Below are 16300 nucleotides of genomic sequence, written 5' to 3'. Positions count from 1 at the left end.
ACATGGCCCAACAACCGACCGCCACACTTGACATCATTGAGCAATTCGGCCCCCATTTGGCGTTTTCCAGTGGGACGCGGCTTGATCGGGGTGTCGAACCGGATCGGTTGGTGAAAACCCATTGCTGCTTTTGTGGGCAGCAATGTGGCATCCAGCTGAAAGTGAAGGACAACGAGGTTATCGGTTTCGAACCTTGGGAGGAATTTCCTTTCAACCAGGGAATGCTTTGCCCAAAAGGTGTGAAGCGATATCTGCAAGGGTCGCATCCAGATCGTTTGGTTAGTGCTCAAGAGCGCGCTCCGAATGCCCCCGGCGGATTTCGTCCAATCGACTACATCGCGGCAATTCGTCGCACGGCCGATGCGATTCAGAAGATCCAAGCGGAGCACGGCAACGGTGCAGTGGGAGTATTAAGCGGTGCAAGTCTGACCACAGAAAAGACCTATCTGATGGGCAAGTTCGCCCGGGTTTGTCTGAAGACGCCGTTTATCGACTACAACGGTCGGCTCTGCATGGTGAGTGCTGGGGCAGGAAACAAGAAGGCGTTTGGCATCGACCGGGCGGCCAACCCCTGGTCGGACATGCTTGGTGCTGACGTAGTATGGATCAGCGGGGCAAATGTCGCAGAGTGCGCCCCGATTACGACGAACTATGTGTGGCAAGCTCGTGAGAACGGCGCCAAGATCATCGTCGTCGATCCACGGATTACTCCGATTGCTCGCACCTGCGATTTGTTCCTGCCCGTGAAACCGGGGCGGGATGTGGCCCTATTCAACGGCATCCTGCATTTGATGATCGAGCACGATTGGCTTGATCACGAATTCATCGAAAAGCACACAATTGGTTTCGAGGCACTCGCAGAATCGGTACGCGAATGGACTCCAGCCCGTACCGCTGAGGTGACAGGTATCGCCGAGAAGTCGATCCGCCAGGCAGCCGAGTGGTGGGGACAAGCAAAGACAAGCTTTCTGACCCACGCGCGAGGCATCGAACATCACAGCCACGGTGTGCAGAATGTGCTGGGGGCGATCAACATCGTACTCGCCTCGGGGCGCATCGGACGAGAGAACTGCGGTTACGCCACGATTACTGGTCAGGCCAATGGCCAGGGGGGCCGCGAACATGGGCAGAAGTGCGATCAGCTTCCTGGTGCGCGAGATTTGGCCAACCCCGAGCATCGTGCTCATGTGGCCAAGGTGTGGGACGTCTCCCCCGACGATCTGCCAGAGCCAGGTGTGGATTGTTATGAGATGTTCCGCAAGATTGAGCGCGGTGAGATTCGTGGGCTGATTTCGATCTGCTTCAATCCGCTGGTGTCGCTGCCAGACAATAATTTCATTCAGCGGATGCTCGATAAACTTGATTTTTATGTGGCGATCGATTTCTTTCTCAACGATACGGCACGCCATGCGGACATCGTGCTGCCGGGCTCTCTTCAGGAAGAAGATGAAGGAGTGGTCACGCAGATTGAAGGGAAGGTGATCAAGATCAACAAGGCGGTAGATCCCCCAGGAGATGCACGGCAGGATTGGCGAATCATTCAGGACATAGCAGCCGCAATAGGTCGCACGCATGGAATGACATTCCAAAATCCTCGCGAGATATTTGACGAGTTACGACGAGCAAGCAAGGGGGGCGTGGCGGACTATTCGGGGATTACCTGGGAAAAGATCGAAGCGAACTATGGCATCTGCTGGCCCTGCCCCTCGGAGGATCACCCCGGTACGCCCCGCTTGTTCGAGCTCTGCAGCGACAATCCGATTGCCAAAGTGGCCGGTCCGTTTTACTTCCCGGATGGCAAGGCGCGATTCAACGTTGCCGAGTACACGCCACCGACTGAAGAAGTGGATAGCGAATTCCCAGTCATCTTGACCACAGGAAGAGTCGTCAGCCAGTTTCTCTCAGGCACGCAGACGCGGCGCATCGGACCGCTAGTGGAACAGTATCCTGAGCCACGAGTCGAGATCCATCCGCAGCTTGCCCAGCGGCTTGGCATCAAGGAGGGAGACTGGACTACCGTAGCGTCACGCCGCGGCGAGATCACGGTGAGGGCGCAAATCGTGAAGACGATTCGACCTGACACGGTCTTCGTACCCTACCACTGGGCGGGAGTGAAGAGCGCGAATCGGCTGACGATTTCTGCTCAAGATCCGATCTCAAAGATTCCTGAGTACAAAGTGTGTGCCGTACGGTTGGCGAAGGCGACTGCCGCGCCTGAGTATGCAGATCAACTTGAACCACAACAATCGTGACCTAGCATGCCTGTTCCCGATACCAAATACTTTTTCATCGACCCAAATCGCTGCATCGGCTGCGAGTCGTGTGTGCAGGCCTGCTCGGAATGTGATACGCATAAAGGGCACTCGATGATTCATCTGGAGTACGTGAACCGGCGCGAATCGCCGCAGACGTTGCCGGTGGTTTGCATGCATTGTGATTCGCCGACCTGCGCCGAAGTTTGCCCAGCCGACGCGATCAAACGTACCGAAGATGGCGTTGTGCAAACGGCCCGAAAGCCAAGATGTATCGCCTGCAACAATTGTGTGCTGGCGTGTCCGTTCGGAGTTCCGAAGATGGATACCCATATGGAACTGATGATGAAGTGCGACATGTGCTACGACCGTACCTCGGAGGGGAAGCGGCCCATGTGTGCGACGGTTTGCCCCAGTCAGGCCCTGTTCTTTGGTACCCGCGAACAGATTGCAGACTTGCGTCCCCGTTCGCGGCCGATCAACGAATTTAAATTTGGCGAACAGACGATTCATACGAAGGTTCGCATGATGGTTCCCCGCGAGGCGACCGTAAACCACCTTGACGTTACCGACGGTATGTTCGACAGCGGCGACGATCCGCAAGCCGACGACATGATGGCCGCCACACTGTATGAACTGCCGATAATCTCGTAGTCAGAGAGTCTTAACCCATGGAACACGATAAAGCCCCTAAAGTCAGTTTTCCCGATGGTCGTCCGGAGTGCGAACAGCCGAAATGGAGACGCGATTTTCCGATTGAAGTCGAGGCAGATGAATACGGTGCCCGCCGGGACTTTACCAAGTTTATGGTGCTTACCAGCTTGGCGTTCGTCTGCGGGCAATTTTGGATTGCTTTGCATACATTCTTTCGAGGCTACAAACCGGGCGAGCAACGGATTGCGAAGGTAGACGACATCGCGGTCGGCGAAGCGATGAGTTTTCACTACCCGACTGACCGCGATCCCTGTCTGCTGATACGTAAGTCTGAGGACGACTTCGTGGCCTATTCCAGTCAATGCACGCATTTGATGTGTCCCGTGCAGCCTGATCTGGAGAACGACCGTTTACACTGCCCCTGCCATCGGGGCTTCTTTGATGTCGCCACGGGGCGACCGACGGCTGGACCGCCCCGGAGGCCTTTGCCGCGGATCGAATTGCGAATCGCGAAAGGGAATATTTACGCTACCAACATTGAGGTAAGTGCATCATGAGCGATCCTTCGCATACCCGACGCCAACGGTTGGCAATTGTCTACGGCATTCTCTGCATCGTGTTGCTCCTCGTTGTGATGCAGCTTTGGCTGCTAACGGCGACGATGAATGCTTTTTTGGGAGGCAACGAAACTTTTGTGTGGCCTGCCGCGATTGCCAGCCTTGCTTGCTTGTTGCTTAATGTCGGTCTGCTGTACTATTTGGTGTCGTTAGATGAATGAATGGGAATCGAGTAACCCGTGAACGAGGCGATCGTGGACAATCAGCAGGGGCGCTTGTCTCCCTTTCAAGAAGACCTGGCAACGCTCAATCCGGTCTATTTTGCGCTGGTAATGGCTACCGGGATTGTTTCCATTGCGTGCCAACTTCTCGAGATGCCCTGGATCGCGCAGACGCTGTTTTGGATCAACATCGGGGCCTATGTGATATTGGTGGCTCTCACTTTTATGCGGCTGGCAATGTTCCCAGGAAAGTTTTTCAATGACCTGGTCGACCACAGGCGAGGAGTGGGATTCTTCACTACGGTCGCCGCCACATGCGTGTTGGGAAACCAGTTCCTGCTCATCGGCCAATTGCGCTTCGTCGCTGTGGCGCTGTGGTGTCTGGGGATCGTGTTGTGGTTCCTGTTGAACTACACGATTTTCACTGCCTTCGCTGTGAAGGAAAAGAAGCCAACACTCCCTGAGGGAATCCACGGCGGTTGGCTCGTCTCTGTGGTTGCTACCCAATCGGTGGCTCTTCTGGGAGGTCTATTGGCCGATGGGTTTGGCGAATATCGAGAGCAGGTCTTATTCTTTTCGCTGGCGATGTGGCTCAGTGGTGGGATGCATTACATCTGGATCATCTCGCTGATTTTCTATCGGTACAACTTCTTCTCGATGAGTCCAGCAGATCTCGCGCCGCCGTATTGGATCAACATGGGGGCGATGGCGATCTCGACGCTGGCTGGTATTGTCCTGGTTTCTGCAGCCGACGGTTCGGCGATCCTCACTCAGTTGTTGCCGTTTCTCATAGGTTTCACGCTCTTCTTCTGGGCAACGGCCACGGCGTGGATACCGATGCTAATAATCCTCGGGATCTGGCGACACGTCTACATGCGGTTTCGACTCACCTACGACCCCCAATACTGGGGTGGGGTCTTCCCGTTGGGCATGTACACCGCTTGCACCTATCGGCTAGCAACCACACTCGATTTGCCGTTCCTGCTATTCATTCCTCAAGGATTCATTTACTTCGCGCTGGCCGCTTGGCTAACGACATTTGTCGGAATGACACGGTCGTTGGTGCTGAGCGTGGGGAAGGAGAGGTAGTGCGAATCCCAGGATTCAAGCTAGCTCTTGTCTGCGTGGCCGAAAGCCGGAATGGACTTCAAGCAAGCAATTACTGTACAACGAAACTATGGCAACATCCACGGATCGATCCGAATCGGCAATCCTCGCACGGGCGTTGAGTCTCGACGAAGGGAATCTCTCTCCTGAACTGGCGGAGCATGTCTTGAGTGTTGGATTGACCGAAGAGGATAAAGAAGCTGCCAGAGAGTTGTCGAAACTTGCCAGTTGCAATTCTCTCACCGAGGAACAAGCCATTGAATTAGAGAACTATCGTCGCGCAGGCAGAATCTTCGAACTGCTGAAATCCAAGGCCCGTCTCGCTTTGCAGAACGCCTCGCGAAATCCGGAATGATCGCACGGACCAGACAATAAGTTTGGGAGCGGGCACAGTTTGTTTGCGAATATTGTCAGCTACCAGTACAGTTTTCGGAATTTGGATTTGAGGTTGACCATATTATCGCTGAGAAGCATGGTGGAGAGTCTTCACTGGAGAACCTTTGTCTCGCCTGCTTCTACTGCAATTCATACAAAGGCCCTAACCTTTCGGGCGTCGATCCAGATACGGGCCAGATTGTGCCGCTTTTCAATCCCCTTAAGCAGAAATAGAATCGTCATTTCCTCTGGAAAAGACCCTATCTGATCGGAAAGACACTCTCGGGAAGAGCAACCATCGAGGTATTGAAAATCAATGAGGAATTCGCCGTCGCCGTGCGGCAGTCACTAATGGCAGAGGGAGTTTTTCCAAATAGTGATAAGGGGTGATGGCAAATAACTGGCAGATAGATCCCAGTACTCAGAAATTCAATTCCCACTGCGAATAGAAAAAGTCCGCGTCAGTGGGGGCGAGGATTTTGTCGCCGCGCCAGAAGTGGGACCAACCGAAGAGGATATTTGAGCGAGGGCCCCACTGGTAGGTGGCCAACACATCCAGTTCGTCACCGAAGTCGGTACTGGTCAAACTTTGTGGTGGGGTGCCTCCGATTGAGGGGACCACGTCGCCGGCCTGGTTGGCCATGAAATGGTAGTACCAAAAAAGCAAGCTGAGCTTTTCCGCTGGCTTCATGGTAAGCAGGATATTGGGAGACTGAATGTTCGACCTCTGCACAGCGTCGATAAAGCCGAGGTATTTGTGTGCCAAGGGGAACAGTTGGTTGAATTGGTTGAAACTACCGCCGGGGGCGTTGCCTGAGGCGTAGTCGTAGTAACCCCACAAGGTTGGTGACCAGGGGAGTTGTGAACCAAGGCTGCGCCCAATGCCGCAAGTGCCGAATGCTGCATCTTGATCGACACCCAGTGCGCTTTGGCGTCCAAACTGCGGCCCCCCAATCATCTCGAAGAGCCAATCGTCGATCCCTCCATTGACCCGCATACCGACGGTATGCAACGAAAAATCGCCCGAACCGGCGACAGGACCGGCGGGATTCTGGTTGTCGTAGCCGATGTAGAAGGGCTGGACGACGAAGTTATCAAACCCGCTATAGGACATGTAGCAACCATAAAACGGCTGATTGTAATCGGCCTCATCCAGTTCGTTGGGGACTACGGGTACATAGTGAGTGTAGAATATGTCGGTCTCCCAGTCCCCCGCTTTAATCATTGCCTTGGCACCTTCGAAGGTGCGCCGAGTGTTTGCCCAATCGAGCGGTGATATCAATCTCTGGTTGCCGTACAACAGTTCCTGGCGACCCACGCGGAGCGTCGTGCTTTCGAGCAATTTGAGGTCGACGAAAAGATTGAGGAAATCGCCAAAGTTGCGGTCGATCGGTCTAGGGATATACGCTGAATTGGCGGCAGCAACTTGGGCGTCGATCCCTTCGACATAGAAGCGGAGGTGGTCGTTGACTTGCCAGTTACTATAAAGCCTCACGCGCGAGAGCAGGAAATCGTTGGTGGTCGGTTCAAAGCGAGTTTCCCCCGCTTGCTGTCCCATGCCGACTTCATGGTGGTAGCGGAGTCGCAGCTGTCCACCGATGTCGAGTGTGCCCCAACGATTGTCCTGGCTCACGGGCATGAGTTTCAGGCAGTCACCCAAGCAATGCCCTTTGTAGCAAGGGTCCTTGAGGTAGTTGAAGTCGTTGTCGTAGAACAGAGCTTTATGTGAACCGGCACAGGGATTGGGTTTCTTGCCACCCTTGCCGCTTACTCCATCGCCGCAGCCTACCGTGTCGCCACAATCACATGACTCCTCTGTACACCCTGCTGTGAGTTGGAATTCCTGATCAGAATTTGGATACTTGAAGGTCAGGTCGCCGTTGGCATCAAAATCGTGTCCGAGCGAGAGTGCTGCTGGGGCTACTGAATATTGCGAAGTGCCCTGATAGGGTTGTGCAGACGCAAGCTCAGTCGAAAGAAGTACCACCGCGCTAGCAAGAAAGGTGGAAAGTTGAGACATGACCGATACTCGTTGAATGGAAACTGACCTACTGCCTATCTGCTTAGTTTCATTCGTCTACTCATAAAGCGGACGACTAGCTTTGCTAGAAGTACCCGCAGGGTTTACCAGGCAGAATTGCTAGCAGTTTCTTTGCAGCTAAAGGAGCTAGATTGCAGGTGGGTTTGGTTGAACACTCTCCACTAGCAGGCAGGCTCTCCCCAGGTTGCCAGTGCCTTTCCGCACACTTAGACCAGCTAGAAAGTTGACTTAGCGGGGCTCCGGGCCTCCTTTTTACTGCATTTCCCGGGAAATTTGTGGTTGCCAGCGGCCTCCGGATCAGTACATTAGAGGGGTCGTAGTTTAATTTTGGAAACACACAAGTAAATGTAGGAACAGCCACAAGAACAGGTCTCCGCGTGTTAGCCGTTTGCGGCTTAGCGATTTTCGGATTGCGTGGGTGACTGGCTGGCAACAAACAGTTCAACAAGTAGGAAAAGATGTCGGTTACGAAAGAACGAAGAAAAGAGTTGGTCAGCGAGTTTGGACGGAGCGAGTCGGATACCGGTTCGCCTGAAATTCAGATATCTATTTTGACCAGTCGGATTGCCGAGCTCACCCGACATTTGCGAGACAACCGTAGCGATCACGCTTGCAAGCGTGGTCTGATCCGTATGGTCAGTCGCCGTCGTCGTCTCCTGGATTATGTGAAACGCAAGAATCCGCAAAAGTATCTTGATCTGTTGCGCCGCTTAGATATCCGCAAATAGTGCCGCCAAGTTTGTAGCTCGACTCTCCGAGTCGTATCATGCGGCTTGGAGAGTCGTGCTACTCTGCTCGGCTATTGCGATCCCATCTAGTCGCTCTGCTGTCTCGGTGTAGAGTTGTGATTTTGCGAGTCGAGATATTGGAAGAGAAACTCCAATGCCGACTTGTGAGTCGCCTCGACTCTTAAGAACGGTTGAGAATCCTAGCTATTGCTGAGGGCTCCTGACAACCGCTGAGACTCTGTTCTTTGAATTGTCGCGCGAGGTGCGCTTCCTGTGAGGAGGCATTCCGTTGTTGCGACATGGCAAAGGCTGTTCCAGAAACCAATGTAGGAAGAAAGAAAATTGAATAAAATTCGAGTAGAAAAACAAATTGGCAGTGGCGTCTTCAGCATCGAAACCGGCTATTTAGCTAAGCAGGCAGCCGGAGCCTGTCTCGTACAGTATGGTGACACCACTGTGTTGAGCGCCGCCGCCAGTGGCCCCGCTCGGCCCGGCATCGACTTTTTCCCCCTGATGTGTGACTATCGGGAGCGGGTTGCCGCAGCGGGTAAATTCCCCGGCGGTTTCATGAAGCGCGAAGGTCGTCCTACGACCAAAGAAACTCTTACCGCCCGGTTGATCGACCGACCCATTCGACCAATGTTCCCCGAAGGGTACAACGACGAAGTTCAAATTCAAAACTTCGTGATGTCGAGCGACAAGCAGACCGACGGCGACGTGCTGGCGATGAACGGTGCCTGTGCCGCTTTGGGTATTTCGCCACTACCTTTCCAAGGCCCCCTGGCATCGGTGCGGGTTGGCTATATCGATGGCGAGTTCATTCCTTTCCCCACCCAGGATGATTTGGAAGCGAGCTCGCTCGATTTGATCGTGTCGGGAAACAAGGAAGCCGTGTTGATGATCGAGGGTTTCGCTCGCGAAATGCCTGAGGATACGATGGCCGAAGCGATCATGGCCGCCCACGGATTCATCCGCGAGTTGTGTGACCTGCAGGAAGAGTTGATTGCCAAAGTCGGTACAGAAAAGATGAAGTTTGAGGCACCTCCCTCAGATGGCTTGTTCGAGGTTCTCAAAGAAAAGTACGGTGCCAGATTTAGCGAAGCGAACCTTATTGATGGCAAGCACGAACGTCACGATGCTGTCGTCGCCTTGCGAGATGAAGCAGTAGCAGAATTGGTCCCCGATCCCGATGCGGAAGGAGCTTACACGCTCGATTCATTTTACAAGAATTGGCATGATCTTGAGTCCCACGTGAGTCGTGAGCAGATTCTTAGCGGGACCCGTTCTGATGGGCGTAAGAGCGACGAACTCCGCGATATTCAGTGTGAAGTCGACCTCTTGCCACGCGTGCATGGTTCGGCTGTGTTCCAACGAGGTGAGACGCAGGCCTTTGTCACGGTCACCTTGGGTACAGGCCGTGATGAGCAGCGCGTTGATGGACTGTTCGATGAATACACCAAGCGGTTCATGCTGGATTACAATTTCCCTTCGTTCTCGGTCGGCGAGTGCCGTCCGATTCGTGGTCCCGGTCGTCGCGAAATCGGCCACGGTGCCTTGGCTGAGCGGAGCGTCAATCCCGTGTTACCGGATCATGAAAAATTCCCGTACACGATCCGCGTGATTTCCGACATCTTGGAGTCGAATGGCTCTAGTTCGATGGCGTCGGTCTGCGGTGCCACCCTGGGGCTGATGGCGGCGGGTGTGCCGATCAGCAATCCCGTGGCTGGTATCTCGGTTGGTCTGGTGAAGGAAGGTGAGAAATGGACCTTACTCACGGACATCATCGGCAACGAAGATCACTTTGGCGATATGGACTTCAAGATTGCCGGCACGCAAAACGGCATCACGGGTATCCAGCTCGACCTGAAGATCAAGGGTATCAGCGAGGAAATCATTCGTGCCACCCTTAAGCAATCTCGCGAAGCCCGCATTGAGATCCTGCGAAAGATTATCAGTACGATTGCACGACCGCGAGCGACGACGGCCGAGTCGGCTCCACGGTTGTTGCGTACGAAGATCAATCCCGAAAAGATTGGCCTCTTGATTGGCCCAGGTGGCAAGACGATCCGTGGTATCCAAGAAGAAGTCGGTTGCAACATCGATGTCGACGAGGATGGCACGGTTACCGTTGCTGCGGCTGATCAAGCCACTGCCGAAGCGGGTCTGGCTCGTGTTGATGCCCTCACGGCGAGTGTGCAAGTCGGCAAGATTTACGACGGCCGCGTGACGAGTGTCAAAGACTTCGGTGCGTTTGTCGAGATTCTGCCGGGACGCGATGGCTTGTGCCACATTAGCGAACTCTCGAACGAGTACGTCGGCAATGTGGGCGATGTCTGCTCAGTTGGGGACCAAATGAAGGTGAAGGTCATCTTAGTCGACGAACAGGATCGTGTGAAACTGAGCCGTCGCGCTGCGATGGAAGAACTCGGCGAGCAAGAGGCTGAACCTGCCGACGCCGCGTCTTGATTAGAGATGCAGGCCAGACCAGCCAGGAAGGTGTTCTTTGGCTTTTTGCGACAAATTGATGAATAATACCTGCTTGTCATGGTTGCTTCTTGACTAATTCAATTGGAAGTAAACTATAGAATAGGTGATGTAAGTCAAACAAATGATCCTCTGGCTCTCACTTGAGCCAGAGGATTTTGTTTCTTATATCCTTTTGCAAAAACCTCATCGGGTTGGCTGCAGTACCAGACATGCGCATCTTGACCTTTCTATTAATCTTGCTCAGCAGCCAAGCCCCGAGTGGAGCATTAGTTGCGCTGGACTTCAACCGCGATGTGCGGCCAATTCTTTCGGAGAATTGCTTCGCTTGCCACGGATTCGATGAAGGGGCACGCGAGGCAGACTTGCGGCTTGATGAGGCCGGATCGGCTTTGAAAGATCGCGGGGGGTACGCCGCGATCGTGCCTCGCAATTTGGAGGCGAGTGAACTCTGGCGGCGGATTAATAGCGAAGACGAGGACGAGATGATGCCGCCTCCCGATTCGCGTCGGGAGCTAACTCTTGAGCAAAAGAAAACGCTTCGATTGTGGATTGAACAAGGCGCTCCCTATGCGAAGCATTGGTCGTTCATTTCCCCCGAGAAGTCGCCGATTCCCAAGGTTGCCGATGAGTCTTGGCCGCGAAATGAGATTGATCTTTTCGTCGCTGCTCGGCTCGAAGAGGAAAAGATCGTTCCCTTGCAAGAGGCAGATCGACGCACGCTCATTAGACGTCTTTCGCTAGATCTTACCGGATTGCCGCCTTCGGCGGAGGAAGTCGAGGCATTTGCATTGGACGACGAGTCGCAGGCGTACGAAAGACTAGTTGATCGTCTGCTTGCCAGCCCACATTTTGGTGAGCGAATGGCTCTGGAATGGCTTGATGCTGCACGTTACGCCGACACTAACGGCTATTCGATCGATGGAGGCCGACATCTTTGGCTCTGGCGTGATTGGGTCATCAATGCGTTCAACGAAAACTTGCCCTATGATCAATTCTTGGTGGATCAAATTGCAGGGGACTTGATGACCGACCCAACGGAATCCCAGCTTATAGCGACAGGATTTCAACGGAACAATATGGTTACACACGAGGGGGGAACCATTCCTGAAGAGAACATCACGAACTACAACGCTGATCGTCTGAAAACTCTCGGAGAAGCGGTACTCGGGTTGACCTTGGGATGCGCCCAGTGTCACGATCACAAATATGATCCCATCACACAGCGGGATTATTATCGTTTGTTTGCCTATTTTAATACGCTTGGTGACGTTGGACTCGACGGAGATAGAGGCGTAAACGCTCGTCCCACTTTCGAGACTCGAACGGTTTTACCCACTGGTGAGTTACCCGCTCTAAAGGCTCGTATCGATGAGATAAATAATGAACTGAATTCCCCCAATCCGGTTGAAGTCACTGAGTGGGAGCAACGTCAGAAAGAACTGCTAAGTGAACGGGGGCGTGATTTTGCAATGCATTCCGCGAAGCTCCTTGAGATAAGCACCCCCAACCAAGGGGCGGGATTTGAGATCGAAGAGAACCACTATGTGAAGATCACAAATGCACCGAAATTTGTCGCTTACGAAGTTTCAATGCAACTCCCACATGTTGATCGGAAAGTCACTGGTATCAGAATCGTGTTCCACCCTGATGCCTTGGCACCGGGTGAAGGCTGGGGCTACGGCAAGTTGGACACTAACGAATCAGGGGAAGATTCCAATGGCCCTGAGAAAGGTACGTTTGTCCTAACTGCGCTGGCGGCTAGCGCAGGAAGTGTGCCAGGTGATCAGCTAGACCTCCACCATATTTTAGGTGTCTCAAGCGTTACAGCAAATTCTTGGCGCGAAGACTATCTTCCTGGAAATGTTCTCGACGCAAGGCGCAACAACGGTTGGTCTCCAAAGCTTGCACACAAAGGTCCCGTACATATCACACTTAATCTGGAGAAACCATTCGATGCGACCCAAATGTCCTATCTCACAATGCATGTGAACTTTGGACAGTCGGTTAAATTAGTAGCGGCCAAGTTCGAGTTTTATGCCTTGACCGGCAATGACGATGATAGTGAGCTGCCCGAGGAGGTGATTGAGATTATCGAGACACCCAAGGATAATCGAAGCTCGGAACAGATTGAACGCCTTCGCCACTATTTTGCCAGTCACTCCGACACGATGCTGCCACTTAGGATTGAGCTGGCTAATTTGGAAGAACGCGTAAGTGTGCTGACCCAGAAGTTTCCAACGATGGTGATGGATGAGGCAGACGAACCACGTGAGACACATATCCTTAACCGAGGAAGCTACGCATCTCCTGGCGAAAGAGTGACTCCTGGTATACCCGAAGCGCTACCGAAACCCCCTGCAGGCGTATCGGCAAATAGGCTAGGCTTGGCTCGATGGCTCACGATGCCTACAAACCCCCTCACCGCGAGAGTTGCAGTCAACCGTATATGGCAGATGTTGTTCGGCACAGGGATAGTTCGTACCGCCGCCGATTTCGGTGCACAGGGAGCGTGGCCCACGCATCCCGAGTTGCTTGACTGGCTGGCGGTTGACTTTGTCGAAGACGGTTGGGATATAAAGGCCTTAGTTCGCAAGATAGTGACTTCAGCCACGTATCGCAGAACCTCGGCAACTGGTCAAACAAGCAAACTTCTTGAAATAGATCCAGACAATGAACTTCTCGCGCGGGGACCGAGATTTCGATTGCCGGCTGAATTCATTCGCGATTCGGCCCTCAAGATCAGTGGATTGCTAGTCCCCCGCATCGGTGGCCCAAGCGTGAATCCCTACACCCCTGGAGATTTGTGGCGCGAGGTAAGCCACTATGGGAGCACCGGAGCGACTGCCCAGACGTTTGTCCAAGACCATGGCGAGAAACTTTATCGGCGTTCGCTCTATACTTATTGGAAGCGCACAGTGCCTCCGCCGAATATGGCTGCATTTGATGCTCCCACGCGAGAAACTTGCACGATTCAGCGGCTTTCGACGACGACACCTTTGCAAGCCCTCGTTCTTTTGAATGACACACAATTCGTCGAAGCGGCGCGGAATTTTGCGGAGCGAATCATCGCTCATGGTAATAAAGACTCTGATCGCGCTCGCTGGGCATTCGAGGAATGTGTTTCTCGAACGCCAACCGTCGAAGAACTCGAAGTATTGGCCAATGCCCTGGATAGGGAACGACGCCGTTATAGTGACGACCAAACCGCAGCAGAAGAGTTTCTTGCCAATGGTGAGTCGCCACGAAACGAACAAATACCTCCTGGAGAACACGCGGCTTGGTCGCAAGTGGCTGCCCTGTTGATGAATCTGAGTGAAACGGTCACTTGTAACTGAACAAAATGGAAAAGTGAGCAAGTTGTGAATCCTCAGCAAGAGAAAGCACGGCACGAAACTCGTCGCACATTTCTCGGCAAGACTGCCGGTGGAATTGGTCAGATTGCCCTTGGTTCTCTGTTGTACTCCTCAGTACCTCAAACTGTGCAAGCCGCCCCGGCAATACTCGGCAGCGGTAAGCTGCCCCATTTTGCTCCCAAAGCTAAGAGGGTGGTCTGCCTTTTTCAGTCAGGAGGCATGTCACATGTCGATTTGTTTGATAACAAAGCAACGCTCGCGAAGTTTAATGGCGAAGAGATCCCCGCATCGGTGAAAGGAGATCAGCGGCTCACTGGGATGACCTCTGGACAGTCCTCTTACCCTGTGGTTGCACCTTTGTGGAATGGTCGTCTTTGTGGACAACAAGGGACTTGGATCAGCGATCTGCTTCCCCATACGCAAACCATCGCGGATGATGTTTGCCTCGTGAAGACGGTTTACACCGAGGCGATCAACCATGATCCTGCGATCACGTACATGAATACTGGCAACCAGCAACCGGGTTACGCGAGCATGGGGGCATGGGTGAGCTACGGCTTGGGAACTGAAAACGAGAACCTACCCACCTTTATTGCCATGGTATCGCAAGGATCGGGAAAGAACCCCGGACAACCAATCTTCTCGCGACTCTGGGGTAGCGGTTTTCTCCCTTCCTCCCATCAAGGAGTTGGTTTACGCGCTGGTGCCAGCCCGGTACTTTACCTCAATGATCCGCCCGGTACAGATAGGAAACAGCGCCGCGCAATGCTTGATGATCTGGCGAATCTCAATCGAATGCGCGCCCAGCAACTTGGTGATCCGGAAACACTAACTCGCATCAACGCCTACGAAATGGCGTTCCGCATGCAAACCTCCGTGCCAGAACTTACCGATATCAGCGAAGAATCGGAAGCAACACTTGCTGGCTATGGTCCCGAAGTTCATAAGCCTGGAAGCTATGCGGCGAATTGTCTTCTGGCGAGACGTCTGTTGGAACGCGACGTTCGATTTGTCCAACTCTACCATCGTGGCTGGGACCAACATATTGCAATCGGTCGGCAACTTCCCAATCAGTGTCGAGATATCGATCAACCGACAGCCGCGCTAGTGAAGGATCTCAAACAACGCGGTTTGTTGGAAGACACGCTGGTGGTATTCGCAACAGAGTTCGGTCGTACTGTCTTCAGCCAAGGAGTCCTGGGCTCCCCCACAATGGGACGCGACCACCATGGCCGATGCTTTACGGTATGGCTAGCAGGTGCGGGAATCAGAAGTGGAATGGAATACGGAATGACGGATGACTTTTGTTACAACATTGTCGAGAATCCAGTCCACCTGCGCGATCTTCATGCCACGATTCTCCATTGCCTGGGTATCGATCATGCTCGGTTTACCTATCCATTCAGGGGGCTCGATGCTAAACTGACCGGTGTAGAAGAAGCCCACATCGTACGTGGAATACTGTCGTGACTTTCGCAGCAATCTGCACCCAATTGACTGAATCAGTGGTCGACCGGCTTTTTTTGTTGGCGAGGTGTTCCGGTCCCAGGTAGGGGTGCTCTATGATGGGAGGGGTTCTTGAAAGCCTATCCCAGAGTTCCCTCCCCGACTGCCACCGCGTCCGACCCTCCGGGGGGAGAGGGTCCTGCGATTGGCGGTATGTGATTCCGTCCCTGGTTAAGTCATGGCAATTGATCCTCCTCCAGTTGGAAACGAACAGACGTCCCAAGCCATTCAGCGGCTGATGGATCAATACACGGAGATTGCGCGGCTCGCAGGGGGCTTGGCGCATGAGATCAAGAACCCGCTCTCTACGATTCGGCTCAATATGGAATTATTGGCCGAAGACCTGGAAGAAGGCCAGACTCCCGCCCAGCGGCGCGGCCTCAAGCGGATCGACGTGATGCAGCGTGAATGTCAGCGACTGCAGGATTTGCTCGATGACTTCTTGAGTTATGCCAAAGTTCGTCACATGAATCTTGTGCCTACGGACTTGAATCTAGAGATCGCCGAAGCCCTCGATTTCTTTGAACCGGAGGCCAGCGAAGCAGGAGTCGAGATTGTACGGTATCTGGATCCGGAATTACCCTCGGTGATGTTGGATCGTGAGGCCTTTCGTGGGGCGCTGTTTAATCTGCTCTTGAATGCCAAGCAAGCGATGCCCAGTGGGGGCCAGTTGGTGGTCCGCACGGCTGCCAAGGGAGGGAGCGTCGCCATGTATTTGATCGACACGGGTTGCGGAATGGACGACCGCACGGCAGCACAGATGTTTGAAGCCTTCTTTTCAACGAAACCTGGAGGTTCTGGCTTAGGACTCCCAACGACTGCCAAGATCATTGACGGCCACCGAGGACGCATCTCGGTGCAAAGTGAAGTGGGTCGAGGAACCCAATTCACCATCGAGCTTCCCATTCCAGCCAGAATTCACCAGAAATCACCGTCGAGCCAAGGTAACTCCGGGGAAACACACGGGGAGACGTCCTAGCCTTGATCTGCCAGACGGTAACTATCACAATTCCTACGTA

General features: G+C 53.5%; 12 protein-coding genes and 1 pseudogene. 12 read left to right on the top strand and 1 reads right to left on the bottom strand.

Going from position 1 to position 16300, the window contains the following annotated elements:
* The first annotated feature begins 2 nt into the window (after positions 1–2).
* From Pr1d_RS19425 to Pr1d_RS26765, 7 genes and pseudogenes are all read left to right on the top strand, one after another.
* A complete protein-coding gene (locus Pr1d_RS19425) occupies positions 3–2252 on the top strand; it encodes a molybdopterin oxidoreductase family protein (protein ID WP_148075070.1) in 2250 nt (749 codons plus the stop codon).
* A gap of 6 nt (positions 2253–2258) precedes the next feature.
* Complete coding sequence (locus Pr1d_RS19420) at positions 2259–2906, top strand: 4Fe-4S dicluster domain-containing protein (protein WP_148075069.1); 648 nt, start codon at positions 2259–2261, stop codon at positions 2904–2906.
* A gap of 17 nt (positions 2907–2923) precedes the next feature.
* A complete protein-coding gene (locus Pr1d_RS19415; protein ID WP_148075068.1) occupies positions 2924–3463 on the top strand; it encodes a QcrA and Rieske domain-containing protein in 540 nt (179 codons plus the stop codon).
* Complete coding sequence (locus tag Pr1d_RS19410; RefSeq protein WP_148075067.1) at positions 3460–3684, top strand: DUF6755 family protein; 225 nt, start codon at positions 3460–3462, stop codon at positions 3682–3684. The genes Pr1d_RS19415 and Pr1d_RS19410 overlap by 4 nt, the downstream gene beginning before the upstream one ends.
* Before the next feature lie 18 nt (positions 3685–3702).
* Entirely contained in the window at positions 3703–4773 is a 1071-nt protein-coding gene (locus tag Pr1d_RS19405; protein WP_210417779.1) for a tellurite resistance/C4-dicarboxylate transporter family protein, read from the top strand.
* 88 nt (positions 4774–4861) lie between these two features.
* Positions 4862–5146, top strand: a complete 285-nt coding sequence (locus Pr1d_RS19400; protein ID WP_148075066.1) for a hypothetical protein — start codon at positions 4862–4864, stop codon at positions 5144–5146.
* A 56-nt stretch (positions 5147–5202) separates the two neighbouring features.
* Positions 5203–5400, top strand: a pseudogene (locus tag Pr1d_RS26765) (HNH endonuclease); the annotation flags it as partial.
* A 187-nt stretch (positions 5401–5587) separates the two neighbouring features.
* Here Pr1d_RS26765 and Pr1d_RS19390 read toward each other — a convergent pair.
* Positions 5588–7186 carry an alginate export family protein gene (locus Pr1d_RS19390; RefSeq protein WP_148075065.1) on the bottom strand — a complete coding sequence of 533 codons (1599 nt, stop codon included), beginning with the start codon at positions 7184–7186 and terminating at the stop codon, positions 5588–5590.
* A 479-nt stretch (positions 7187–7665) separates the two neighbouring features.
* Between Pr1d_RS19390 and rpsO the strand changes: the two genes are divergently transcribed.
* The 5 genes from rpsO to Pr1d_RS19365 all read left to right on the top strand — a co-directional run bounded on the left by rpsO (position 7666) and on the right by Pr1d_RS19365 (position 16260).
* Positions 7666–7935, top strand: coding sequence for a 30S ribosomal protein S15 (rpsO, locus tag Pr1d_RS19385; RefSeq protein ID WP_148075064.1), 270 nt, complete (start codon positions 7666–7668; stop codon positions 7933–7935).
* 342 nt (positions 7936–8277) lie between these two features.
* Positions 8278–10401 carry a polyribonucleotide nucleotidyltransferase gene (locus Pr1d_RS19380; protein WP_148075063.1) on the top strand — a complete coding sequence of 708 codons (2124 nt, stop codon included), beginning with the start codon at positions 8278–8280 and terminating at the stop codon, positions 10399–10401.
* A gap of 230 nt (positions 10402–10631) precedes the next feature.
* Complete coding sequence (locus Pr1d_RS19375) at positions 10632–13757, top strand: PSD1 and planctomycete cytochrome C domain-containing protein (protein ID WP_148075062.1); 3126 nt, start codon at positions 10632–10634, stop codon at positions 13755–13757.
* Between the two features lie 24 nt (positions 13758–13781).
* Positions 13782–15245, top strand: a complete 1464-nt coding sequence (locus tag Pr1d_RS19370; protein WP_148075061.1) for a DUF1501 domain-containing protein — start codon at positions 13782–13784, stop codon at positions 15243–15245.
* Between the two features lie 214 nt (positions 15246–15459).
* On the top strand, positions 15460–16260 hold the full coding sequence (locus Pr1d_RS19365) for a two-component system sensor histidine kinase NtrB (protein ID WP_148075060.1): 801 nt from the start codon (positions 15460–15462) through the stop codon (positions 16258–16260).
* Positions 16261–16300 lie beyond the last annotated feature (40 nt).

The organism is Bythopirellula goksoeyrii (genome assembly GCF_008065115.1).
Classification (GTDB): domain Bacteria; phylum Planctomycetota; class Planctomycetia; order Pirellulales; family Lacipirellulaceae; genus Bythopirellula; species Bythopirellula goksoeyrii.
Note: the sequence above shows the minus strand (reverse complement) of the source record. Positions and strands in the feature narration are given on the sequence as shown.

Bases quoted from the DNA above. Each gene is read 5' to 3' on its own strand.
- Pr1d_RS19425 (WP_148075070.1), top strand. From the start codon at position 3: ATGGCCCAACAACCGACCGCCACACTTGACATCATTGAGCAATTCGGC.
- Pr1d_RS19420 (WP_148075069.1), top strand. From the start codon at position 2,259: ATGCCTGTTCCCGATACCAAATACTTTTTCATCGACCCAAATCGCTGC.
- Pr1d_RS19415 (WP_148075068.1), top strand. From the start codon at position 2,924: ATGGAACACGATAAAGCCCCTAAAGTCAGTTTTCCCGATGGTCGTCCG.
- Pr1d_RS19410 (WP_148075067.1), top strand. From the start codon at position 3,460: ATGAGCGATCCTTCGCATACCCGACGCCAACGGTTGGCAATTGTCTAC.
- Pr1d_RS19400 (WP_148075066.1), top strand. From the start codon at position 4,862: ATGGCAACATCCACGGATCGATCCGAATCGGCAATCCTCGCACGGGCG.
- Pr1d_RS19390 (WP_148075065.1), bottom strand. From the start codon at position 7,186: ATGTCTCAACTTTCCACCTTTCTTGCTAGCGCGGTGGTACTTCTTTCG.
- rpsO (WP_148075064.1), top strand. From the start codon at position 7,666: ATGTCGGTTACGAAAGAACGAAGAAAAGAGTTGGTCAGCGAGTTTGGA.
- Pr1d_RS19375 (WP_148075062.1), top strand. From the start codon at position 10,632: ATGCGCATCTTGACCTTTCTATTAATCTTGCTCAGCAGCCAAGCCCCG.
- Pr1d_RS19365 (WP_148075060.1), top strand. From the start codon at position 15,460: ATGGCAATTGATCCTCCTCCAGTTGGAAACGAACAGACGTCCCAAGCC.